Below are 23,100 nucleotides of genomic sequence, written 5' to 3'. Positions count from 1 at the left end.
ACATCATCTCCCCATGGCCGAACACAAACCCATCGCCCGCGCGCTCCTTTCGGTTTCCGACAAGACGGGGCTCGAACCACTCGCTGCAGCGCTCGCCCGCCACGGCGCGGAGCTGGTCTCCACCGGCGGCACGGCCAAGGCGATGCGCGAGGCCGGGCACGAGGTGAAGGACGTTGCTGATCTTACCGGCTTTCCCGAAATGATGGACGGCCGGGTCAAGACGCTGCACCCCAAGGTGCATGGCGGCATTCTCGCGCGGCGCGACGTGCCAGAGCATGTCGAGGCCATGGACGCACATGACATTGGCCCGATAGACCTCTTGGTTATCAATCTCTACCCGTTCGAACAGACGGTGGCCTCGGGCGCCGATCGCGAGACCATCATCGAAAATATCGATATTGGCGGCCCGGCCATGGTCCGCTCGGCCGCCAAGAATCATGCCCATGTCGCGATCCTCACCGATCCCGCGGACTATGACGCGGTCATCGGCGAACTCGACGCGCATGGCGGGCTAACGCAGGAATTCCGCACCATACTGGCGGCTAAGGCCTATGCGCTCACTGCCGCCTACGATGCCGCCATCTCCAGCTGGTTCGCCTTCGCTGATCAGGGCGAATTGATGCCCGAGCGCCATTCGCTGGCGATGCGCAAGGCCGACGAGTTGCGCTACGGCGAAAACCCGCACCAGAGCGCAGCGCTCTACATCCCGCAGGCGGTCCCGCCCGGGCTGGCCGGCGCGGAACAGGTGCAGGGCAAGGCGCTAAGCTACAACAATCTCAACGATGCCGATGCGGCCTTCGAGCTGATCGCGGAGTTTCGCGACGGCCCGCCCGCCTGCGTTATTGTCAAGCATGCCAATCCGTGCGGTGTCGCGCAGGCCGACGACCTCCTCACCGCCTGGACCGACGCGCTGCAATGCGACAGCGTTTCGGCCTTTGGCGGCATCGTAGCGGTCAACCGGCCGCTCGACGAAGCGACGGCGCGTGCGATTACCGACATCTTCACCGAAGTCGTCGTCGCCCCCGATGCCGATGACGCGGCCAAGGCGGTCTTCGCCAAGAAGAAGAATTTGCGCCTGCTGCTTACTGGCGACCTGCCCGATGCCGGTCGTCCGGGCGTCAATCTCAAGCCGATCTCAGGTGGCATCCTGGTGCAGGAACGCGATCGCGGCCGGATCACCGAGAATGAGCTTAAGGTCGTCACCAAGCGCTCGCCGTCGGACCAGGAATTGAAGGATTGCCTGTTCGCCTGGACGGTGGCCAAGCATGTGAAGTCCAATGCGATCGTCTACGCCAAGGATGGCGCGACCGCAGGCATCGGTGCGGGACAGATGAACCGCCGCGATTCCGCGCGCATCGCTGCCATCAAGGCCAAGGAAGCGGCGGAAACGCATGGTTTCGGCGAGCCGCGCACGATCGGTAGCGCGGTGGCATCGGACGCTTTCTTCCCGTTCGCGGACGGGCTGATTTCGGCGGCCGAGGCAGGCGCGACGGCGGTGATTCAGCCGGGTGGAAGCATTCGCGACGACGAGGTCATCGCGGCGGCTGACGAGGCCGGGCTGGCGATGGTGTTTACAGGGATGCGGCACTTCAGACATTAGAGGGGTCAGGCCGCCCTGACCCCTTGCGCTAGACTTTAGGGTCTTCTGGCGTCGTTGGGCTCGGTGCAGCCGCTGGCTTCTTCATCTTGAAAAGCTCTCGATCGTCGGGGCCGAAACCCCAGCGCCAGACGACCGCGCCGAACACGAGGAGCAAGGCCGGGATCCCGATCACCAGCTGGCCAAGGTCGCGCATCTGGACGATGAGCAGGCCGACCGGCACCGTCGCGATGCCGGCCCAGACAAGTGGCCAGCGCCAGCCCGATACGGGTGCATCGACGATCCCCGACAGCAGCCAGGCCTTGGCCAGCGCTGCAAAGCCGAGCGCCATGGCCAGCCCGATCGCAGCCCCCGCGGCCTGGATTTCCGCCGGATACTCCATCGACCGCAGCACGAGGATCGCGCCGACGCCGAAGGCCACCTGCAGTCCCAGCATGAAGAAGCCGATCAGCATGTTGCGGTGGCGCGCAAGATAGATGAGCGCGGCGTCGCTGACGGCGGCCATCGCGGCAATCACTTCAGCGGCCAGCAGGACGGCCAGGATGATGTAGCCCGAGCCGAACTCTTCGCCGACCAGGTTCTTCACCGCCATGGCCGGAATACCGAGCGCGAGCCCGATGCCGGCCTGCGCCGCGATGATCCAGAAGCCGACCTGCCGCACCTGCTGCGCGACGGCCTTGTGATTACCGGCCTCGACATTCTGGCTGATGACCGGGCCCATGATCGGCTCGAAGCTGGTCTTCAGCTTGGACGGCAGCGAGGCGACCTGCTGCGCGGCCCAGTAGATGCCGTAGATTGCCTCGGAGAAGAAAAAGCCCAGCAAGAACAGGTCGAGGCGGCGGCTGGCCCATTCGGTCGCGTCGGCGGCGGCGACGGGCAAATTCTTGCGGGCCATCGCCCACAATGTGCCGGGATGCGGGCTCCAGCCCTTGGGCAGGCCGTAATCCTTCAGGAAGGGCCAAAGTGCACTGAGCAGCGCGCCGAGCATCGATGCGACATAAGCGACGATGAGGCCGTCATCGGTATTGATGAAGGCCCAGATGCCCGCGACGATCGAGATGGTCCACGGTTCGACAATGGCGCGGCTGCGCACCGTGGCGGCGATATTGTGGCGATAGTTGCAGGCGGCCAGCGCAATCTCGGTCCACGCCAGCGCGAGGACGGTGAGCGGCAACCAGCGTTCCAGCCCGCGCGGTGCATCGCCACGGAACATGATTTCCGGAAACACGAACAGTAACGTCATCGCGATGAGCGAGCCCATCATCGCCACCAGCAATCCATCGAACACGATGTGCGCATGGTCGCGGCCCTTCGAGGCCGAGAGTTGCTGCGCCAGCCCGCGCTTGAGGCCCAGGGTCGCCAGCTGCGCCGCAAATTCGACGACGATCAGCGCGAAGGCAAAGCGCCCCAGCGCCTCGGCGCCGTAAAACTGGCCGGCGATGAACAGGAAGGGGATGCGCGCCAACAGGCGCAGGACGAACCCGAAAAAGTTGATACGACCGCCGCGCGCCAGCGCTGCAAGATCGCCTTTCCCCCCATCGGCTGCAGGTGCAGCATTCACTGACAAATCCCCCGATACGCGGCCATCAGTGCGCCGCGCCCCAATTCGGTCCCCACCCAATCTCGACATCGAGCGGGACGTCAAGCTTCATCTGCGGCGCGGCCGCGCCTTCCATGACGGCACGGATGACCTCCGCAGCGGCTTCTTCCTTGCCCTCGGGCACTTCGAACAGCAATTCGTCGTGGACCTGGAGGAGCATTTTCACATCGGTCAGTCCGGCCTCTTCCAAGGCTGAGTCCATCCGGGTCATCGCCCGCTTGATAAGGTCGGCGCTGGTGCCCTGGATGGGGGCGTTTACCGCGGCGCGCTCGGCGCCGGCGCGAACATTTTGCATCTTGGACGTGATGTTGGGGAAATGCGTCTTGCGCCCGAACAAGGTCTCGGTGAAGCCACGTTCGCGCGCATCGGTGAGCGTGTTGGCGATGAAATTCTTGATGCCCGGGAAGCGCGCAAAATACGTGTCGATCATCTCCTGCGCTTCGCCGCGCTCGATCCCCATGCGCTGGGCAAGGCCGAATGCGGAAATGCCGTAGAGGATCGAGAAGTTGACTGTCTTGGCGCGTCCGCGCGTCTCCTTGTTCACCTCGCCGAAGAGCTCGCGCGCGGTGCGGTCATGGATGTCCTCGCCCTCCTGGAAGGCTTCTTTCAGGGGGCCGACATCGGCCATGTGCGCGGCGAGGCGCAGCTCGATCTGGCTATAGTCGGCCGACAGCAGGACATGTCCGTCCTCGGCAACGAAACAGTCGCGGATCTTGGCGCCGATGGGCGTGCGGATCGGAATGTTCTGCAAATTGGGATCGTTGGACGACAGGCGCCCGGTCTGCGCACCCGACAGGCTGTAGCTGGTGTGCACGCGGCCCGTCTTGGCGTTGATCTCTTCCTGCAGCGCGTCGGTGTAGGTGGATTTCAGCTTGGTCAGCTGGCGCCATTCGAGCACCTTGGTCGCGACATCGAACCCTTCGCCAGCGAGGCGCTCCAGTTCGTTTTGGTCGGTCGAATAATTGCCCGACTTGCCCTTGCGACCGCCCGTCGCGCCAAGCTTGTCGAACAGGATGTTGCCGAGTTGCTGGGGCGAGCCGATGGTGAACTCCTCCCCGGCCGCTTCGAATATCTGTTTTTCCAGTTCGGCGGTTTCCTTGGCGAAGCGCTCCGACAGGCTGGCCAGCGCCGCGCGATCGACCTTGATGCCGCGCAATTCCATCTTCGACAGCGTCTCGACCATCGGGCGGTCGACCTGTTCGTAGACGCGCGTCGCGCGCTCGGGTGCCATGCGCGGCTTCATCCGCAGCCACAGGCGCAGTGCGATATCGGCATCCTCGGCGGCATATTCGGTCGCCTTGTCCAAGGGCACGGCAGCGAAGCTGATCTGCTTCTTCCCCGTCCCGCAGATTTCCTTGAATGAGATGCACTCATGACCGAGCTCGTTCTTGGCGAGCGTATCGAGGCCATGCCCTTTGAGACTGCGCCCGGCATCGAGGTCGAAGCTCATGACCAATGTGTCGTCGTAGGGCGCGATGACGATATCATCGCGGCGCAGGACGGTGATGTCATATTTGAGATTGTGCCCGACCTTGAGGACGGCATCATCCTCAAGCAGCGGCTTGAGGGCCTCGAGTACCTCGGCCTTGTCCAGCTGGTGGGGCTTTTCCGCGAGCAGGTCGTCGCCGCCATGCGCGATGGGTACGTAGCAGGCCTCGTTCGGCGCAGTAGCTATGCTGAGGCCGACCAAATTGCCGGTGATTTCATCGAGCGCATCGGTTTCGAGGTCGAAGCCGACATATCCAGTCGCGCGGGCCTTTTCGATCCATGCATCGAGCGCGTCGCGCGTCGTCACCGTGTCATATTTGGAGCGGTCGACTTTGATCTCGATCGGCTCGGGCGGTTCGGCCGGACCGGGATCGGATGACGTCATGCCGCCATCGCCGTCTTTTTCCCGCTCTTTGGCGGTTTTCGAGCCACCGCCCATGCGGTCGAGCAGGCGTTTGAAGCCCTGCTTTTCGAGGAAGTCGCGCAGCGGTTCGGCAGGGATGCCGTCCAGCTTGAGCTCTTCGAGCGGCATGGGCAGCGGCGCATCGCAGACCAGTTCGACGAGCTGGCGCGACAGGCGCGCCTCGGCCTCGTTTTCGGTGAGGTTGCGGTTCAGGGCAGGCTTCGTGATCTCGTCGAGATGGGCATAGATGCCGTCAAGATCGCCATATTGTTCCAGCAGGGTCGCGGCGGTCTTCGGCCCGACCCCAGGCACGCCCGGAACATTGTCGACCTTGTCGCCCATGAGCGCGAGCATGTCGCCGACCTTTTCGGGATAGACGCCGAATTTCTCGAACACTTCTTCGCGCCGGATGCGCTTGTCCTTCATCGTGTCGAGCATGTCGACATCGGCGCCATTGTCGCGCGTCTCGATGAGCTGCATGAGGTCCTTGTCGGAGGAGACGATCGTGACGCGCCATCCCTCGTCCGCGGCCGCGCGGGCATAGCAGGCGATGATGTCGTCGGCCTCCAGCCCCTCTTCCTCGATACAGGGCAGCGAAAAGGCACGCGTTGCCTCGCGCACGATCGGGAATTGCGGGACGAGATCCTCGGGCGCCGGCGGACGGTTGGCCTTATATTCTTCGTACAGCTCGTCGCGATGCGTCTTGCCGGACGCATCGAGGATCACGGCAAGGTGGCTCGGCCCGTCTTCCTTATTGAGACTGTCGGCCAGCTTCCACAGCATGGCAGTATAGCCATAGACCGCCCCGGCGGGCGTACCTTCCTTGTTAGTGAGCGGCGGGAGGACGTGATAGGCGCGAAAAATGTAGCTCGAGCCGTCGACGAGATAGAGGTGGGGCTGGTCTGCCATGAGAGGCTTCTAGCAGCGCGAAAAGTTTTTGCCACGATTTGACCGAGGTCAAAGCGCGATGCGCGCGGCGCTGCGACAAAAGGGCATCAACAAGGAGATGCCCAATGTCCAAGCCCCTCAAGCAAGCCGACCTCATGGCCGCTGCCGAACTCGCGGTCGCGCCGGTGCCCGAACTGAAGCGCAATGTCCGCGAGGATATCGAAAGCCGCCATTTCGACCTTCCGGTCTCGCTCCACACCGGCTTTTTCGGGGCCTTTCTCGCCTATCTCGGTATCATGGCGGTGGGTTTCCCCCATCCTGAAATGATCCTGCCGATGGCGATCTTCATCTTCTTCACCGTTGCCTTTTACGTGGTCCCCATGGCGTGGGCGAAGCTCGCTCCGTCCCACGCGAACAAGGCAATGCCGATGCACCAATTGATGGGCGAGGGCATCGCGATCGAAAGCGGACGCGCCAGCGGGCGTGATGCCGCGGCCCAGGTCCTCATCCTCCCCGTCCTCATCCTCGGCTGGGGCATCGCCGTGGTGAGCATCGCTGCCCTGAGCTGACCCTAACCGGCCAAGGCAGTGAGCCGCGCGGCATCCGTAACCCGGATGCCGCGCGTGCTTGTGCGGGTGATAAGGCCCTCTTTTTCCATCTTTCCGAACTGGCGCGAGACGGTCTCGATCGTGAGTCCCAACAGGCCGGCAATTTCGCCTCGGGTCATCGGCAGTTCGAATTCATGTGCTGCATGGCAGGGCGAATTGCTTGCGGCCTTGGCGAGCCCGACCAGCAGGTTGGCAAGTTTTTCCGCCGCACCCTTTTGCGTATCGAGCGCGATGCGGTTGCGCGCTTCGAACAATTCTTCGCTGCTGCGCCTCAACAAGGCCCGCGCCAGGGACGGGAATCGATCGACCGCAGCCTCATACTCGCTGCGTGAGAAAACACACAGACGGCTGTCGGCCAGCGCGACCACGTCGTGATGCGCGACGGGGGCGAACATCTCGCCGACGAAACCGGCTGGGTGGACCAGGCTGAGGATCCGTTCCTTGCCCTCGGCATCGCTCGAGGAGATCTTCAAGAGGCCGCTATTCAGCGTCGCGCAGATGTCATTGTCGTCGCCGGCATGAAAAACCGTTTCACCGCGGGCAAAGCTCTTGTGGGTGCCAAGGCGGCCCAGTTCGGCGCGCTCGACATCGGAAAGCGAAGCGCAAGCGGCGCTGTCCCGCACGGGGCAATTGTCGCAATCGAGTTTCATGGGGCCAGTACCGTATCGACAGGATGCTCGTTCGTCTCGGGGTAATCGAGCGTGTAGTGGAGCCCGCGGCTTTCGCGGCGGCTTAGGGCGCTGCGGATGATGAGGTCGGCGACGACGACGAGGTTGCGCAGTTCGATGAGGTCGGGCGTGACGCGGAAGCTGCCATAATAATCGTCGACTTCGCGGCGTAAGAGCTCGATGCGGTTGCGCGCGCGTTCGAGGCGCTTAGTAGTGCGCACGATCCCAACGAAATTCCACATGAAGCGGCGGATTTCGCCCCAACATTGCTGGATCACGACTTCCTCGTCGCTGTCGCTGACGCGGCTTTCGTCCCAATCCTTGACCGCGATCGGCTCGGGCAGCTTGTCCCAGCATTCGCGGATATGGTTGGCCGCTGCATCGCCGAAGACGAAACATTCGAGCAGCGAGTTGGAGGCCAGGCGGTTGGCGCCGTGCAGCCCGCTCATCGTGACTTCGCCCGCGGCATAAAGGCCCGGCGCATCGGTGCGGCCATGCGCGTCCACCATGACGCCGCCGCAGGTGTAATGCTGGGCCGGGACAACGGGGATCGGCTCCTTGGTAATGTCGGTGCCGAGCCCGATCAGCTTGTCGTAGATGTTGGGGAAATGCTCGCGCACGAAATCCTCGCCGCGATGCGAAATGTCGAGATGGACATAATCGAGGCCGTCGCGCTTGATCTCGGCATCATTGGCGCGCGCGACGATATCGCGCGGGGCGAGCTCGAGGCGATCGTCATAATTGGCCATGAAGCGCTCGCCGCTCTCGGGATTGATGAGGATCCCGCCCTCGCCGCGCACCGCCTCGGTGATGAGGAAATTCTTGACCTCGAGATTGTAGAGGCAGGTCGGATGGAATTGCATGAATTCCATGTTCGAAACGCGGCAGCCGGCGCGCCAGGCCATGGCGATCCCGTCCCCGGTGGCACCGCGCGGCGCGGTCGAAAACAGGTAGGTACGCCCTGCCCCGCCGGTGGCGAGAATGGTGGCGCGCGCGGTCAGCGTCTCGACCTCGCCCTTGGCGCGGTTGAGCGCATAGGTGCCATAGACGTCGCCGCTGGTGGAGAACTCCTTGCCATGCTTGCCCTGGATGAGGTCGATCGCGACCATGCCGGGGAGCAGGGTGATGTTGTCGTTGGCGACCGCGGCTTTTTCGAGCGCCTGCGCGACGGCCCAGCCGGTGGCGTCATGGACATGGACGATGCGGCGATGCGAATGGCCGCCCTCGCGCGTCAGGTGCCAGTCGCCATCTTCATCCAGGTTGAAGGGCACGCCCAGTTCGGCGAGCCGCTGGATCGCGGCGGGTGCGCCCTCGACCACCATTTCGACGATGTCGGGATCGTTGAGGCCGGCGCCCGCGATGATGGTGTCGCGGATATGATTGTCGAAACTGTCCTCGTCCTCGAGCACTGCGGCGATCCCGCCCTGTGCCCATTCGGTCGCCCCGCCGCCCAGCGCGCCCTTGGCGAGCACGCCGACCTTGTAATGCTGCGCAAGGTTGAGCGCGGCGGTCAGCCCGGCGGCGCCGGTGCCGATAATGAGGACGTCGAAGTTCATGCCGCCCCTCGCGTCAGATCGAGGAAGACATCCTCGAGATCGGGTTCGCGCGTGCGCACGTCGACAATGTCATAGCCCTCGCGTTCCAGCAGGCGGAGCACTTCGCCGGCATGCACCTTGTCCTTGGCGTAGGTGATGGCGATGACGTCATCGCCCAGTTGCTCGATCTTCTTGAAGCGGTCGTCCGAGGGCATCGAACTGAATGGCTTGTCGCAGGTGACGACGACTTCCTTGTCCTGTGCCTTTGACAACAAATCGCGGGTCGGCTCATTGGCGATCAGCTTGCCATGGTTGATGATGGCGATGCGGTCGCAAAGCTCTTCGGCTTCCTCGAGATAATGCGTGGTCAGCACGACCGTGACGCCGCGCGCGTGGAGGCTGCGGACATAGTCCCATAGCTGCTGGCGAAGATCGATATCGACGCCAGCCGTGGGTTCATCGAGGACCAGGATGGGCGGCGAATGGACCATGGCCTTGGCGACCAGCAGGCGCCGCTTCATCCCGCCCGACAAGGTGCGCGCATAGGCGTTGGCCTTGTCCGTGAGCTTGACCGCTTCGAGCAATTCGGCCGTGCGCCTCTTGTCCTTGGGAATGCCGTAGAGACCGGCCTGGATCTCCAGCGCTTCGGCCGGCGTGAAGAAGGGATCGAACAGGATCTCCTGCGGTACGATCCCGATCGAGGCCTTCGCATTGCGATGATCCTCGTCGATATCGAAGCCCCAGACATGGGCCTTGCCGCTCGTCTTGTTGACCAGCCCGGCGAGGATATTGATCAGCGTCGACTTGCCCGCACCGTTGGGACCGAGCAGCCCGAAAATCTGCCCGCGCGGGACGTCGAAGCTGACATTGTCCAGCGCCTGCTTGCCGCCGGCATAGGTCTTGGACAATTGGTCGATTGCAATGGCGGGTTTGTCGGTCATCTTCCCTTGGCGCATAGACGAGGCGGCGGCAAAGCGCCAATAGTGGACGAACAGCCAGTCCGGGGGAGAAATTCACATGAGCCTGCTCGCGTTCCTTGCCGCTGCGTCCGCGGCGATGCAGCCCACGCCGCTCGACCGTGCCGTCGAACGGCTGGAGCCGAGCACGGTGATCGAAGGCGATGCGGTCGAGGTGATGACCATCGAGGAAATGATGGCCGCGACGGACGTCCCTGCCGTCTCCATCGCGCTGGTCGACGATAATCGCATCGTCGCGCTGCGCGCTTATGGCATGGCCGATCCCGAACGCGAGATTGCTGCGGATATCGGCACACGCTTTCAGGCCGCATCGCTCTCAAAGTCCGTCGCAGCCTATGGCGCGATGGTCATGGTCGAACAGGGCACGCTCGATCTCGATGCGCCGATCAACTCCTATCTCGAAAGCTGGCAGCTGCCCCAAGGCGAATATGCCCCCGCCACCCTTCGAACCTTGCTGTCGCACCGCGCGGGCACGAGCGTGTCGGGGTTTCCCGGCTATTCGCTCCGCGAAACGGTACCCAGCACGATCGAAGTGCTCGACGGCCTCGGCAATACCGCGCCGGTCGTGATCGACAGCGCGCCGGGCGAATTTCGCTATTCGGGCGGCGGCTACACGGTCGCGCAGTTGGCGATGGTCGAGCAGGAAGGCCAGCCCTTTGAAGACATCCTCGCCCGCCTCGTTCTGATTCCGCTCGGCATGGACCGGTCGAGCTATGCCCAGCCGCCGCGCGGGCCGGCCTCCACCATCGCCGCCGCGCATGAAGGCGACGGCGCGCCAGTCGAGGGCGGCTATCACTTCTACCCCGAGCAGGCCGCAGCGGGCCTGTGGACGACGCCCGGCGACCTTGCCCTCTTCCTCATCGCCGCCAACCAAACGCTTGCCGGCAGCGAGGCGCATCCCTTGTCGCCCGCCGGCATGGCCGAGATGCTCGCTGCGCCCGAAGAGGATGCCGGCTACGCGCTGGGCTTTGGGATCTATGGCGAGGGCGAGGATTTCCAATTCTCGCACGGCGGCTCGAACATGGGGTACAAGAGCCTGATGGTGAGCTTCCCCGAACGCGGCGAGGCGATGGTCATCATGACCAATGGCGATCGCGGCGCGGAAGTCTTCCAGTCGGTCGCCACTGCGGTCGCGAAGGAAATGGGCTGGAACGCCTTCGAGCAGCGTCGCCTCGTGCCCGCCGATTGGGGTCCTGCGGATATGGAGCAGGTAGTCGGCGGCTATGCGCTCGGCGAGGACATTTATCGTTTCAGCATTGTCGACGGCGAACTCGTGTTGACCGACCCCGATGGAGAGACCGGTCCGATGATCGCGCTGGCCGACGACCAGATCTACATCGTCGAGGGCGCGCAGGTGATCGACATCGACCGCGACGAGGATGGCAATGTCATTGGCGTGTCGGCGGGCGGGACCAAGCTTCCCAAGGTCGAATAGTTGCGAGGCGGCATCGCCGTCGCTACATCGCCCTCATGAGCATTCCTCCCCCCGAGACCGTCCGAGTCTCCGACCCCAAGGTAAATTGCGACGGCGCGACCGAGATCGACGCCTCGCTCGGCCATCCGCGCGTCTATTACAAGATCGATGAAGCGGGCTTCGTCGAATGCAAATATTGCGACCGGCGCTTCGTCCTGGTGGGCGGCCCTGCCGATGACGAGAAAGCCGCGTGAGCCTCGGTCCCCGAGGATTCCTCTATCGCCCCGGCCAGCTTGATCCCGCCGAGGCGGAAGCGGCCGCGAAGGCGCACCTGTCGCGCCACGACGATGGCGAACTCTATTTGCAATATCGCGCCACTGAGACGCTGGCCTTCGACGATGGCCGGCTGAAGGCAGCCGACTATTCGACCGATGCGGGTTTCGGCCTGCGCGGCGTCACCGGTGAGATGACCGGTTTTGCGCATGCCAACGAATTGTCGCGAAGCGCGATCGACCGCGCGGCGGAGACGCTGAAGCTGCTCGATCCGGCCAAGCAGGCGCCGGCCGCTGCGCCCAACCGCACCAATGCCCGGCTTTATACCGATGACGATCCGCTGTCGGCGGTGCCGTTCGAGAAGAAGCTGGCGCTCATCCAGGAGATCGAGGCCGAGGCACGCCAGCGCGATCCGCGCATCGACCAGGTTTCCGTCAGCATGTCGGGTAGCTGGTCGGTGGTCGAAATCGTCCGCGCCGACGGCTTTGTCGCTACCGATATCCGTCCGCTCGTCCGCCTCAACGTCTCGGTCGTCATGGCCGATGGCGACCGGCGCGAGAGCGGCAGTTTCGGCATGGGAGGGCGCTATCTCTATGACCGCCTGTTCGAAAAGGCGGCATGGACCCGCGCCATCGACGAGGCGGTCCGCCAGGCCGATGTCAACATGCGCAGTGTTGCCGCGCCGGCGGGCGACATGCCCGTCCTGCTCGGCCCCGGCTGGTGCGGCGTCTTGCTCCATGAAGCAGTGGGCCACGGCCTCGAGGGCGACTTCAACCGCAAGGGCCAGTCGACTTTCTCCGGACGCATCGGCGAACGCGTCGCCTCGCCTGGCGTCACCGTGGTCGACGAAGGCAATATCGCCGACCGTCGCGGTAGCCTCACCATCGACGACGAAGGCACGCCGACGCAGCGCAACGTCCTCATCGAGGACGGCATCCTCAAGGGCTATATGCAGGACCGCCTCAATGCCCGCCTGTCGGGTGTCGAGCCGACCGGCAATGGCCGCCGCGAAAGCTTCGCGCATGCGCCCATGCCGCGCATGACCAACACCTTCATGCTGGGCGGCGAGGAAGAGCCGGGCTCGCTGATGGAGCGTGTCGACAAGGGCATCTACGCCAAGAGCTTCGGCGGCGGGCAGGTCGATATCGTGTCGGGCAAGTTCGTCTTCAGCTGCACCGAGGCCTACAAGATCGAGAATGGGAAATTGGGCGACCCGATCAAGGGCGCGACCCTGATCGGCGACGGGCCGACCGTGATGCAGCGCGTCGAAGGCATCGCCAACGACATGGCGCTGGACGAAGGCGTCGGCGTTTGCGGCAAGGGTGGCCAGTCGGTCCCCGCCGGCGTCGGCCAGCCCTCCACCCTCATCAGCGCCATCACCGTCGGCGGGACCGAGGCTGCATGAGCCTGAGGGAAGCGGGACGTTTTGCCACCAAGGTCGAAGCCGAACTCGCCAAGCACCGGCTCGAACATGCCAACATCCCGAGCTTCATCTTCGATGCGGGGCTGAACAATGTGTTCGGCGGCGGCGGGCTCGCCTGGGTCCGGCTGATGGTCGCACCTGACGAGCTGGACGAAGCAGTCGCAGTCTTGCGCAGCGAGGCCGACTAGGTCGCCTTGGCCAAGGCATCGAGCAGGCCTTGGCCGTAGCGCTCCAGCTTCTTCTCGCCGACCCCGTCGACCGTCGATAGCGCCGAGAGCGTATCGGGGCGCTGGGCCGACACCTGCCGCAGCGTGGAATCGTGGAAGATGACATAAGGCGGCACGCCGGCTTCCTTCGCCGTCTCGCTCCGCCACTGGCGAAGGGCGTCGAACACCGGATCGGGCGGATAATCCTCCGCAGCCTTGCGCCGACGCGATGTCCGCTTGGGCGGCACTGCGATCACCAATTCCTGCTCGCCCTTGAGGATGGGCTTGGCGCCCGGGCCGAAGCTCAATCCGCCATAGGCGTCGGCGCGCAGGGCATCGCGGGCGATCAGCGCGCGTGCCACGGGCTGGACTAGCGCCAACTCCTCGGCATCCATGATCCCGAACACGGAGACCTGGTGGTGCCCGTTCATGCGCACCTTCTCATTGTCGTCGCCGGCCAGCACCTGTTTGAGGTAGCCGACGCCGAAGCGCATCTCGGTGCGGAAGGCTGCCGACAAGACTTTCTGCGCGACCACGGTGACGTCGATCGTCTTGGGCGGGTCGAGGCAATTGTCGCAATTGCCGCAGGTCTCCGGCGGGTCCTCGCCGAAATAGCGCAGCAGGATGGCGCGTCGGCAGGTTGCGGCCTCGACGAACGCGGCGAGCGCATTGAGGCGCTCGCGCTCCCCGGCGCGTCGTTCGGGCTCGACTTCGGTCTCGATCCGCTGGCGTGCGCGCGCGAAATCCTCCGCGCCCCAGAACAGCCAGGCCTCGGCAGGTTCGCCGTCGCGGCCGGCGCGGCCGGTTTCCTGGTAATAGGCTTCGATCGACTTGGGCGTCGCGGCATGGGCGACGAAGCGGACGTCGGGTTTGTCGATGCCCATGCCGAAAGCGATCGTGGCGGCCAACACCATGTCTTCGGAGCGCACGAACGCCTCCTGGTTGCCGGAGCGCAAATGCGGCTCCATCCCGGCATGGTAGGCGGCGGCGGGGCGGCCCATTTCGCGCAGGTCCGCGGCGATTTTCTCGGTCTTGGCGCGGCTCGGGCAGTAGACGATGCCGGGCCCCGGCTGTGCTTTGGCGAGCCGCTTCAATTGCGTGGGCAGGCCCGAGCGCGGGACCACATGATAGCGAATGTTGGGCCGGTCGAACCCGGCGACGATCAGCCCGTCCACGGGAATCCCCAGCTGCTGCAGGATATCGGCGCGGGTGCGGCGGTCGGCGGTCGCGGTCAGTGCAAGGCGCGGCGCCTGCAAATGGTCGATCAGCGGGCGAAGCAGGCGATAATCGGGACGAAAATCATGCCCCCATTCGCTGACGCAATGCGCTTCGTCGATGGCGACAAGGCTGATCCGCGCATCTTCGAGCATCCGCCCGAAGCGCTCTGTCGTCGCCCGTTCAGGCGCCACGTAAAGCAGGTCGAGTTCGCCCGACAGCAAGGCGCGCTCGACCGCTTGTCTGTCCTGCGTCGCGCTGGTCAGCGCGGCGGCGGCAATGCCATTGGCGCTGGCCGAGCGGACCTGGTCCTCCATCAACGCAATCAGCGGCGAGATGACGATAGTGGTGCCGTCGAGCGCAACTGCGGGCAGCTGGTAGCAAAGCGACTTGCCCGCGCCCGTCGGCATGACCGTCAGCGTATCCTCGCCCCGCATCACGCGGTCGACCACGTCCGACTGCACACCGCGAAAGGCGGTGAAGCCGAAAGTCTCTTTCAATATGTCGAGAGGGTCACGCACCCCGCCGTGGCTAGCGGGTAAGCGCCGAGCCTACAACAGGTGGTTGATCGGCGTGAGGCTGTAGCCCGCCGCTTCGGCCTTGGCGCGAAGCTCGTCGATATCGCGGCCCTGTTCGTGATGCGCCAGCGCCCACAGCATCGTCGAGCGCGTGCCCGAGCGGCAGAAGGCATAGGTCTTGCGCGCACCGGCTTTCTCGAGTGCCTCGATCTCCGCCTTCACGTCGGACGGGCTGATGCCGTGGGTGATCGGGACATGGGCATAATCGAGGCCCGCCGCCTCGGCCGCTGCGGCGATCTCGCCGCTGGTCGGCTGGCCGTCCACTTCGCCATCGGGGCGATTGTTGATGATCATCTCGAACCCGGCTGCCTTCAGCGCCTCGATATCGCTGAGTTCGGCTTGCGTGCCGACATGGAAATTGGTGTCGAGTTCGACTTTCTTCAGGATCATCGTTGGGGCTCCTCTGCTCGGCCCACTTCATGCGCCAATGGCGCTTGTCTCGCAAGGCGTCTCGCGCCACAGTCGGCACATGCGTATCGCCGTCGACATGGGGGTCGGCCCGACCGGGCAATCCGTTCCCATCGATCTTGAAGAATTGTTGGCCACCCGGCTGCTCGTTCAGGGCAATTCGGGGAGTGGCAAGTCGCACCTGTTGCGCCGCTTGCTCGAACAGTCGGCGGGTCAGGTGCAGCAGGTCATCATCGATCCCGAGGGCGAATATGTGACGCTCGAAAAATACGGGCACACGGCGATCGAGGCGACGCGGCACAGCGAAACGGAAATCGCCAAGCTCGCCGCGCGCATCCGCGAACATCGCTTGAGCGTGGTGCTCAGCCTCGAGGGGCTGGAGGCAGAAGGCCAGATGCGCTGCGCCGCCAGTTTCCTCCAGACCCTATTCGATGCCCCGCGAGAGCATTGGTATCCCGCCCTCGTTGTGGTCGACGAAGCGCAGATGTTCGCGCCGACGCAGGGCGGTGATGTGCCCGAGGATGTGCGGCGCGCCTCGCTGGGCGCGATGACAAATCTGATGTGCCGGGGCCGCAAGCGCGGGCTGGCGGGGATCATCGCGACACAGCGCCTGGCAAAGCTCGCGAAGAATGTCGCGGCGGAGGCGTCCAACTTCCTGATGGGCCGCACCTTCCTCGACATCGACATGGCGCGCGCGGCGGATTTGCTGGGCATGGAGCGGCGGCAGGCCGAACAGATACGCGACCTCGAACGCGGCCAATTCTTGGGCCTAGGCCCCGCCATCACGCGGAGACCGCTAAAAGTGATGATCGGCGCGGTCGAGACCGGCCCGCCCGATGCCGCGCCCGCGCTAACGCCGCTGCCCGAGGCGGGCGAGAATGCCGAGGCGCTCTTGTTCGACGGCCTCGCCGACATGCCCGAGCCGACACCCCCGCCCAAGCCCGAGCCCGCGTCGCTGGCGTCGGAAACGATGATGGAAAAGCTCGCCGCTTCGGTCGCGGCGAAGCGCGAGGCGGACGAGCCGCCCGTCCCTGCCCCCGATGCGGCGGAGGTCGAGCCGATCGTCGCTTCGGCGCTGGCCGAAATGGTCGCGGAAGAGGATGGCCGTCCGCGTTCCAGCGCTATCGCCTACCAGGATTTCGCCGTGCGCTGCCGGATGGCGGGGCTGCGCGAGCCGCCGCTCGATCTCGATGCCTTCGGGCGTCGCATCGCGGCGGCACGGGCGGGGATTGCGGAGGATCCGACCAACGATTGGGGCGATGCCATGGAGGCCGCAGAGGCGTTGCCCGACGACATGCTCGCGCCCTTCCTGCTGATCGCCAAGGCCGCCCGCGAAGGCGCGCCCTCTCCATCCGAAGAAGCAATCGCCGCCATCTACGGCACCGCCAGCCTCAGCCGCGCCCGCCGCCTCATCGACTATATCGAGGAACGCGAACTCATCGTGAAACGCACCGACATGGCCGGCAAGACGAGCATCACGCTGCCGGGGCTCGGCTGGACGACGGCGGCGGCGTGAGCGCCTCGTTCTTCGCGGATGTTATCTCGCCCAAACCAATGCGGCTTGAGCTTTGGCAGGAGCCATACACGAAGACGAGTTTCGGATCGTTGCCTTGGCTAGGCTGGCATTTTTTCAGCCTTCCACGAGATCCGGCGGACCCAGACGAAGACTATGTTGATGATAGTTTCGCGCAAATCATCGGATATGTTGAGCGCTACCATCGTAAGGCCGACTGGCGTGACGAAGACGGTAATTCAGTGGAGTTACGCAAACTGCAGCCAATCTTAGACGACAGCCAGAGATGGGCATTGGCATCATGGCGAGAGGTCCGCGACGATGGCGCCGTCCGCGTGTGTATCAACCAGTTTGATGACTGCGTCTTTCGATTAACCACGGAGCGGGTTCGAGCCGCCAATGACATGAATTGGTGGGAGCCAGTGGCTTGGTCTGATCCGTTCGACGACTTCGCCAAGGCTCAAGAAAACGCAAACCGAATCCTCTCGGAAGCAGATTGAGCCGACGCCTTCTCCGGCAATCAAATTGCCATCAGACGCCCACGGGGGCAGTCTCTAGCTGAATCGATTTGCTGCCAACTCAAAACAGGGAGATTCGCCATGACTACACTTTCTCGAACCGCACCGGCTCTGCTTGCCGCCGCCATGCTCGGCCTTTCGGCCTGCAGCGCTCCGGCCGAAGAGGAAGCTGCGAACGAAGAGGCTGTCGTCGAAGAGATGGACGAAGCTGAGGATGAAACGGAAGCCGTCGCCGAAGGCGAGGGTGAAGCCATCGAGATTTGCGACGAGGATGGCAATCGCTACGCGTCAGAGGATGAAGCCGCCGATGCCGGGCTCGAGCCCGCGCAATATGGCGCGACGTACTGCCAATATTTTGAGGAGTAGGATGAGCGCGGCCTAAACCGCCGCCTTCTCCAACGCCCGCTCGGCAGCCTGTCGCGTCCAAAGGTCAGCGTAGAGCCGGCCACGAGCGAGCAATTCCTTGTGCGTCCCGCGCTCGGCGACCTTGCCCGCCTCCAGCACCACGATCTGGTCCGCGCCGACGACGGTCGACAGGCGGTGGGCGATCATGATGGTGGTGCGGCGCTTCATGACCTCGTTGAGGGTCGCTTGGATATCCTGCTCGGTTGCGCTGTCCAGCGCGCTGGTCGCTTCGTCGAGGATCAGGATGGGCGGGTCCTTAAGCAAGGTCCGTGCGATGGCGACGCGCTGCTTCTCGCCGCCCGACAGCTTCAGCCCACGCTCGCCCACCTTGGTGTCGTAGCGTTCGGGCAGGCTTTCGATGAAGCCGTCGATCGCCGCGCCCTTCGCGGCCTTCTCGATCTCGTCCAGCCTGGCATCCTCGCGGCCATAGCCGATATTGTAGCCGATCGTGTCGTTGAACAGGACGCTGTCCTGCGGGACGATGCCGATTGCCTCGCGCAGGCTTGCCTGGGTGACATTCGCGATGTCTTGCCCGTCGACGAGGATGCGCCCGGTTTGCGGTTCGTAGAAACGGAAGAGGAGGCGCGCGAGCGTCGACTTGCCCGCGCCCGAGGGGCCGACCACCGCGAGGCTGGTGCCCGCCGGAATATCGAGGCTGATCCCCTTCAAAATCTCGCGACCGTCGCCATAGGTGAAGCGAACATTGTCGAACGTGACATGCGCGTTGGCGACTGCCAGCGGCTCGGCATCGGGCGCGTCGTTGACCTCGGAGGGCGTATCGAGCAGCGCGAACATCTCCTCCATGTCGACCAGCCCCTGCTTGATCGATCGATAGACCCAGCCGAGCATGTTGAGCGGGCGATAGAGCTGCATGAGGAGCGAGTTCACCAGCACCACGTCGCCAGGCGTGAAGCGCCCCTCGCTCCACCCCCAGACGGTATAGGCCATCGCCCCGCCCATCATGAGGTTGGTGAGCAAGGCCTGTCCGGCATTGAGCCATGCAAGGCTCGTCTCGGTCTTTACAGCGGCGTCGGCATAGGCGTCGATCGCCTTGTCGTAACGCGCGGCCTCGCGATCCTCGGCGCCGAAATATTTGACCGTCTCGTAATTGAGGAGGCTGTCGACGGCGCGCTGCGCAGCCTTCTGGTCGACCTCGTTCATCTCGCGGCGGATCGCGTTGCGCCAGTCGGTCACCTTGCGGGTAAAGATGATGTAGGCGACCACCATGACGAGCGTCGCGGCAGTGAGGTCGAAGCCGAACTGGATCGTGAAGATGACTGCAATGCCCGCCAGCTCGATCGCGGTGGGCGCGATATTGAACAGCAGGAAATAGAGCATGGAGTCGATGCTCTTGGTCCCGCGCTCGACCAGCCGCGTCAGGCTGCCGGTGCGGCGCTCGAGATGGAAGCGCAGGCTGAGCGCATGGATGTGGCGGAACAGGCGCTGCGCGAAGCCGCGTGCGGCATTCTGCCCGACCCGCTCGAAAATGGCGTTGCGCAAATTGTCGATGAGCGTGCCGGCAAAGCGCATCGTCGCATAGGCGGCGACGAGACCGAGGATGATGGTGAGCGCGGTTTCGGCCAGCCCCTCGCCCGCGCTCATCCGGTCGACCACTCCTTTATAAAGGAACGGCACGGCGAGGACGATGCCCTTGCTGGCCAGAACCAGCAGCATCGAGATGACGACGCGAACCTTGAGACCGGTCTCGCCATTGGGCCAGAGCATGGGAAGGAATCGCCAGAGGATGGCGAAATCGCCGTCCTGCGGCGCATTGTTGCTCGTCGGACGGCCCATATCGCTTAACGAGGTAAGCGTGCAGGTCCATTTTCGCAATGTATGGGGCGATTTTCCGAACGAGGTCGGAAAATTTTCAATGAATCGGCATTTTGGACTGGGAAAAATCCCTAACCCTTCGTGGAAATTCCACTATTATGGCCGAGGCCGGATGAACGAGGCATTGATTTTAAACGATTTTTTCATTTGGCACGCTCCCTGCAATGTATTCGGTGTCCCCAATGGTGGGGGCAACAAAAAGGGAGAAATACAATGCTTGCTTATGGTTCGGAAAAGAATGTCCTCATCTCGCTGCTCGGCGCGGTTGTCGCCTCCAGCCTCTTCATCAGCGCTGCGCTGTCGGGTGCGCCGATCGCCTAACGGTCGGCCATTCGAAACCTCACTCAAGACGTAAAGAAGGAAAACATGTCCAAGAAATTTCTCGTCAAGCCTACCGAAGGCAAAGTGATGGGCGTCAGCGCCGGCCTCGCCGACTATTTCGGCATCGACGTGACGCTGGTCCGCATCGGCTGGGTTGCCGCTTTCTTCATCAGCGCGGGTACTGCCCTGCTCTTCTACCTGATCACCGGCCTCGTCGCGGATACCGCGCGCTAGGCGACTGGATCACACAAGACGCCCCGACCGGATGATCGGTCGGGATGCGACGAGGCCCGCCGGCTTGAACCCGGCGGGCTTTTTGTCGCCTACAATCCGTAGGTGATCGACAGTATGACCGACAGGCTGACGATCATCAGGACGACGAGCGGGATGCCGGTCTTCATGTAATCGTTAAACTTGTAGTCGCCCTCGGCCATGATCAGCATGTTGGTCTGATAGGCGATGGGCGTGGCGTAGCAGAGGTTGCAGCCGAACAGCACCGCCAGCACCAGGGGCTCCACCTGCAGCCCCAATTGTTCGGCCAGCGCAAAGGCGATGGGCGTGCCGACCGCAGCGGCCGTCGCATTGGACGCGAAGTTGGTGAGCAGGGTCACGAACAGCATGATCAGCGCTAGCACGACAGGGGGGATCAGATATTGCATTCCAAGCGCAAGGCTCGCGCCCATCCAGGTTGCCGCCCCGCTGTCGCCGATCAATCGCCCGATAGCGATCGAGGCGGCGACCAGGACGATGACCTTGGCCGACAAGGCGCGCCCGACCTTGTCGAAATGCACGCAGCCGGTGACGAACATCGCGACCGCGCCCGCAAGGGATGTGATCGCAATGGGCATGATGCCCAGCGAGGCCAGCAGCACCGCCGCCCCCATGATCGCCACCGCGATGAGCGCCTTGCGCCGGCGTGGCAGCGGCCGGGCACCGTCGAGCATGAGCAGGGCCTGGTCCTGTGCGAATTCCTGCAGCGAGCTTTCGCGCCCCATGGTGAGGAGGATGTCGCCCTCGGCGAGCCGCGCCTCCGCGCTCATCTCGCGCGGCGCAGCAAACCCGCGCGACGGGGCCTGCGCGACGCCCAGGACTGCAACGCCTTCGATGCCGGCGGTCTGGAGCGTGCGACCGACGAGGCGGCTGTCGGCGCTGATCGCCATTTCCGCCTCGACCAGATCCTCGCCGGCCTTGGCGCTGTCCTGGCTGAGCCGCTTGATCAGCCAGCGCGGTGCGGTGACGGCGCCGAGCTTGCGGCCGGCTTCGCGCAGGTCGTCGGCCGTCGCGAAGGCAGCGAGGCGCTGCCCCGGCTGCAGCGTCTGCGGCTCGCGAAGGAAGGAGAAGCCCTCCGGCAATTTCTCGCGGAACTCGTCAATCCGCTGTTCAAGCCAGCTGCTTTCGGTGCCGACGCGCATGGTCGCGATGAACTTGCGCGGTTCGTGGCCGGCCTCGGGACTGTTGTCGGGCAGCAGCCGCGGCATCACCAGCCAGATGTATGGCAGGCAGATCACTGCCGCCATGAGGACGATCGGGGTGAAGTGGAAGATGGGCAGCTCGGCCATGCCGAGATCGGCCGCGATCGATACGACCAGCAGGTTGGTCGAGGTGCCGATGGTGGTGGCCATGCCGCCGATGAGGATGGCGGCATTCAAGGGGATCAGGGTCTTCGAGGCAGGCATCGCGCCGCCATGGGCAAGGCTCACCATGATCGGGATGAGCAGCACCAGCACCGGCGTATCGTTGACGACCATCGAGGCGAACATGGCGAGTAGCAATGTGACCAGCAGCCCGAGGCTGTTGTTGATCCGCCAGATGCTCCCCAGGGCGCGCGCCGCAGGTTCGAGCGCGCCGGTCACGACGAGGCCGCGCCCCATGACCATCAGCGCGCAGATGGTGATCAGCGCGGTATGTCCGAAGCCCCCGAAGGCAAGCGCCAGCCCGTCCTTGGGATTGGTCCCCGGCAGCGGGAAGAGATAAAGGAGTAGCGCGATGGCGCCGATCGTCATCAGGCTGATGATCTCGACCCGGAAACGATTGCTGGCAAAGGCGGTGAACATGGCCACCGCAACGGCCATCGCAAGCGCGGCGTGAAGCGAAGGAATGGTCAGCATGAAGGGTCGGGTACCGCGTCTCTCTTCAACCAGAAGCGATGAAGCCTAGGCACAAAGATGTGTGAAATACAGTCTTTTGACAGGCTGCCTTCGCCGCTACTCTGTCGCCAGGCCGACATTTGCGGGGAAACCTCCTGCGCTGCGACCCGTTGGTGTCGGCAAGACAGAAAGGGATTTCATGGAACGACAAGGCGACGAAGTGCATGTCACCGAGGAAGAAGCGACCGGGGCGGTAAAGCCGCACGTCGGACGGTGGGTACTGGGGATTTCGGTGCTGCTGGCGGTGATCGCCATGTCGCTGGTCTGGATCATTCCCGCCCTCGCTTGATCGACGATAGCAGAGTAAATTTATAACATTCCGTAGCGTAAAGCCCCGAATTGCCGTATGAGGGGCTGAACGCAATGCTGCTTGGATTGCTCGGGCGGACGGGAGCCGAAGATGCCCAAGATCGGGATAGTCACCGGATTACTCGAGGAGGCGGATGCTTTCCGCCCCGGGGTCGGTCGCATCCGACGCGAGATGCCCTTCTATTTTCGCGAGGATGAGGATTTCATGTTGGCTTGTGCCGGGATTGGCAAGGTCAACGGATCGATGGCCGCCTCCACACTCGTCTCGCGAGGCTGCGACTTGCTGGTCAGCATGGGCTCGGCGGGCCGGATCGGCAAAGGCGAGGACCAGGCCTATTGGCTGGGCGGTGCCTACCAGCATGATTATGGCGCGTGCCGCCGCGAGGAATTCGTGGCCTTCAGGGCTGGATCGTTGCCGTTCGGCGAACCCGACCGGCAGCCTTTCCTGCCGATCGATAATCCCGGCCTCGACCTGCCAACGGCGACCATCATCACCGGCGATTGCTTTATCGAGGACGAAGGCCGCGCCGGTGCGATGAGCCTCGATTTCGATGCCGAGCTGGTCGACATGGAAACCGGCGCGGTCGCGCAGGTCGCGGCCATGCACAATATCGGCTGGGCCGGCGTACGGGCAGTAAGCGACGGTGCCAACGAGGACGGTGCTAACGAGTTCAAGACGCAGTTGCTCAATGCGGCGCGCATGGCCGCAAGCCAGGTCGACAAGATGGTGCAGCTGCTTCAGCGCGTTTGAAGATGCCACATAGAAAACGCCG

21 protein-coding genes are annotated in these 23,100 nt (G+C 63.9%); 12 read left to right on the top strand and 9 right to left on the bottom strand.

From position 1 onward, the window contains the following. Positions 1–13 precede the first annotated feature (13 nt). Positions 14–1,600: a bifunctional phosphoribosylaminoimidazolecarboxamide formyltransferase/IMP cyclohydrolase gene (purH, locus tag NDO55_RS09370; protein WP_252114616.1), complete on the top strand. Its 1,587-nt coding sequence runs from the start codon at positions 14–16 to the stop codon at positions 1,598–1,600. 28 nt (positions 1,601–1,628) lie between these two features. Here the strand turns inward: purH and NDO55_RS09365 are convergent, their stop codons facing one another. Together NDO55_RS09365 and polA are read right to left on the bottom strand one after the other, a co-directional pair. Further along, on the bottom strand, positions 1,629–3,158 hold the full coding sequence (locus NDO55_RS09365) for a lipopolysaccharide biosynthesis protein (RefSeq protein ID WP_252114614.1): 1,530 nt from the start codon (positions 3,156–3,158) through the stop codon (positions 1,629–1,631). Between the two features lie 25 nt (positions 3,159–3,183). Further along, complete coding sequence (polA, locus tag NDO55_RS09360) at positions 3,184–5,997, bottom strand: DNA polymerase I (protein ID WP_252114612.1); 2,814 nt, start codon at positions 5,995–5,997, stop codon at positions 3,184–3,186. Positions 5,998–6,101: 104 nt separating this feature from the next. On the opposite strand from polA, the gene NDO55_RS09355 reads away from it, so the two are divergent. Continuing rightward, entirely contained in the window at positions 6,102–6,545 is a 444-nt protein-coding gene (locus tag NDO55_RS09355) for a hypothetical protein (RefSeq protein ID WP_252114611.1), read from the top strand. Between the two features lie 2 nt (positions 6,546–6,547). Here the strand turns inward: NDO55_RS09355 and NDO55_RS09350 are convergent, their stop codons facing one another. From NDO55_RS09350 to NDO55_RS09340, 3 genes are read right to left on the bottom strand one after another with little or no spacing between them, the layout of a single operon-like run. Beyond that, positions 6,548–7,234 carry a Crp/Fnr family transcriptional regulator gene (locus tag NDO55_RS09350; RefSeq protein ID WP_252114608.1) on the bottom strand — a complete coding sequence of 229 codons (687 nt, stop codon included), beginning with the start codon at positions 7,232–7,234 and terminating at the stop codon, positions 6,548–6,550. Next, on the bottom strand, positions 7,231–8,808 hold the full coding sequence (gene nadB, locus NDO55_RS09345; protein WP_252114606.1) for an L-aspartate oxidase: 1,578 nt from the start codon (positions 8,806–8,808) through the stop codon (positions 7,231–7,233). The genes NDO55_RS09350 and nadB overlap by 4 nt, the downstream gene beginning before the upstream one ends. Beyond that, positions 8,805–9,728 carry an ABC transporter ATP-binding protein gene (locus tag NDO55_RS09340; RefSeq protein ID WP_252114604.1) on the bottom strand — a complete coding sequence of 308 codons (924 nt, stop codon included), beginning with the start codon at positions 9,726–9,728 and terminating at the stop codon, positions 8,805–8,807. The genes nadB and NDO55_RS09340 overlap by 4 nt, the downstream gene beginning before the upstream one ends. Before the next feature lie 76 nt (positions 9,729–9,804). Between NDO55_RS09340 and NDO55_RS09335 the strand changes: the two genes are divergently transcribed. From NDO55_RS09335 to NDO55_RS09320, 4 genes are read left to right on the top strand one after another with little or no spacing between them, the layout of a single operon-like run. Then, positions 9,805–11,199, top strand: coding sequence for a serine hydrolase domain-containing protein (locus NDO55_RS09335; RefSeq protein ID WP_252114602.1), 1,395 nt, complete (start codon positions 9,805–9,807; stop codon positions 11,197–11,199). Between the two features lie 35 nt (positions 11,200–11,234). Continuing rightward, positions 11,235–11,432 carry a zinc-finger domain-containing protein gene (locus tag NDO55_RS09330; RefSeq protein ID WP_252114600.1) on the top strand — a complete coding sequence of 66 codons (198 nt, stop codon included), beginning with the start codon at positions 11,235–11,237 and terminating at the stop codon, positions 11,430–11,432. Then, positions 11,429–12,856 (top strand): metalloprotease TldD, encoded by a 1,428-nt coding sequence (gene tldD / locus NDO55_RS09325; protein ID WP_252114599.1) that lies wholly within the window; start codon positions 11,429–11,431, stop codon positions 12,854–12,856. Before NDO55_RS09330 ends, tldD begins: the two co-directional genes overlap by 4 nt. After that, positions 12,853–13,062, top strand: a complete 210-nt coding sequence (locus NDO55_RS09320; protein WP_252114597.1) for a putative signal transducing protein — start codon at positions 12,853–12,855, stop codon at positions 13,060–13,062. The genes tldD and NDO55_RS09320 overlap by 4 nt, the downstream gene beginning before the upstream one ends. Here the strand turns inward: NDO55_RS09320 and recQ are convergent. Continuing rightward, entirely contained in the window at positions 13,059–14,816 is a 1,758-nt protein-coding gene (recQ, locus tag NDO55_RS09315; RefSeq protein ID WP_252114595.1) for a DNA helicase RecQ, read from the bottom strand. The two genes, NDO55_RS09320 and recQ, sit on opposite strands and share 4 nt — an antisense overlap. A gap of 30 nt (positions 14,817–14,846) precedes the next feature. Continuing rightward, positions 14,847–15,263, bottom strand: coding sequence for a protein tyrosine phosphatase family protein (locus tag NDO55_RS09310; RefSeq protein ID WP_252114593.1), 417 nt, complete (start codon positions 15,261–15,263; stop codon positions 14,847–14,849). A gap of 37 nt (positions 15,264–15,300) precedes the next feature. Between NDO55_RS09310 and NDO55_RS09305 the strand changes: the two genes are divergently transcribed. From NDO55_RS09305 to NDO55_RS09295, 3 genes are all read left to right on the top strand, one after another. Beyond that, the gene (locus NDO55_RS09305) at positions 15,301–16,797 is read left to right on the top strand and encodes a helicase HerA domain-containing protein (RefSeq protein WP_341869975.1); all 1,497 of its coding nucleotides are present in this window, start codon (positions 15,301–15,303) and stop codon (positions 16,795–16,797) included. Further along, positions 16,794–17,294: a hypothetical protein gene (locus NDO55_RS09300; protein ID WP_252114589.1), complete on the top strand. Its 501-nt coding sequence runs from the start codon at positions 16,794–16,796 to the stop codon at positions 17,292–17,294. The genes NDO55_RS09305 and NDO55_RS09300 overlap by 4 nt, the downstream gene beginning before the upstream one ends. Before the next feature lie 99 nt (positions 17,295–17,393). Then, the gene (locus NDO55_RS09295) at positions 17,394–17,678 is read left to right on the top strand and encodes a hypothetical protein (protein WP_252114587.1); all 285 of its coding nucleotides are present in this window, start codon (positions 17,394–17,396) and stop codon (positions 17,676–17,678) included. 12 nt (positions 17,679–17,690) lie between these two features. Here the strand turns inward: NDO55_RS09295 and NDO55_RS09290 are convergent, their stop codons facing one another. After that, positions 17,691–19,511, bottom strand: coding sequence for an ABCB family ABC transporter ATP-binding protein/permease (locus NDO55_RS09290; RefSeq protein ID WP_252114585.1), 1,821 nt, complete (start codon positions 19,509–19,511; stop codon positions 17,691–17,693). Between the two features lie 405 nt (positions 19,512–19,916). On the opposite strand from NDO55_RS09290, the gene NDO55_RS09285 reads away from it, so the two are divergent. Next, a complete protein-coding gene (locus NDO55_RS09285; RefSeq protein ID WP_252114583.1) occupies positions 19,917–20,105 on the top strand; it encodes a PspC domain-containing protein in 189 nt (62 codons plus the stop codon). 89 nt (positions 20,106–20,194) lie between these two features. Here NDO55_RS09285 and NDO55_RS09280 read toward each other — a convergent pair whose 3' ends face one another. After that, a complete protein-coding gene (locus tag NDO55_RS09280) occupies positions 20,195–21,979 on the bottom strand; it encodes an SLC13 family permease (RefSeq protein ID WP_252114581.1) in 1,785 nt (594 codons plus the stop codon). A 178-nt stretch (positions 21,980–22,157) separates the two neighbouring features. Between NDO55_RS09280 and NDO55_RS09275 the strand changes: the two genes are divergently transcribed. Both NDO55_RS09275 and NDO55_RS09270 read left to right on the top strand, forming a co-directional pair. Beyond that, positions 22,158–22,307 (top strand): hypothetical protein, encoded by a 150-nt coding sequence (locus NDO55_RS09275; protein ID WP_252114579.1) that lies wholly within the window; start codon positions 22,158–22,160, stop codon positions 22,305–22,307. Between the two features lie 111 nt (positions 22,308–22,418). Continuing rightward, entirely contained in the window at positions 22,419–23,078 is a 660-nt protein-coding gene (locus tag NDO55_RS09270) for a 5'-methylthioadenosine/S-adenosylhomocysteine nucleosidase family protein (RefSeq protein ID WP_252114577.1), read from the top strand. Positions 23,079–23,100: the final 22 nt, after the last annotated feature.

It is taken from the genome of Sphingomicrobium sediminis, assembly GCF_023805295.1.
GTDB classification, from domain to species: Bacteria; Pseudomonadota; Alphaproteobacteria; order Sphingomonadales; family Sphingomonadaceae; genus Sphingomicrobium; species Sphingomicrobium sediminis.
This window is presented reverse-complemented; position numbering and strand designations above follow the sequence as displayed.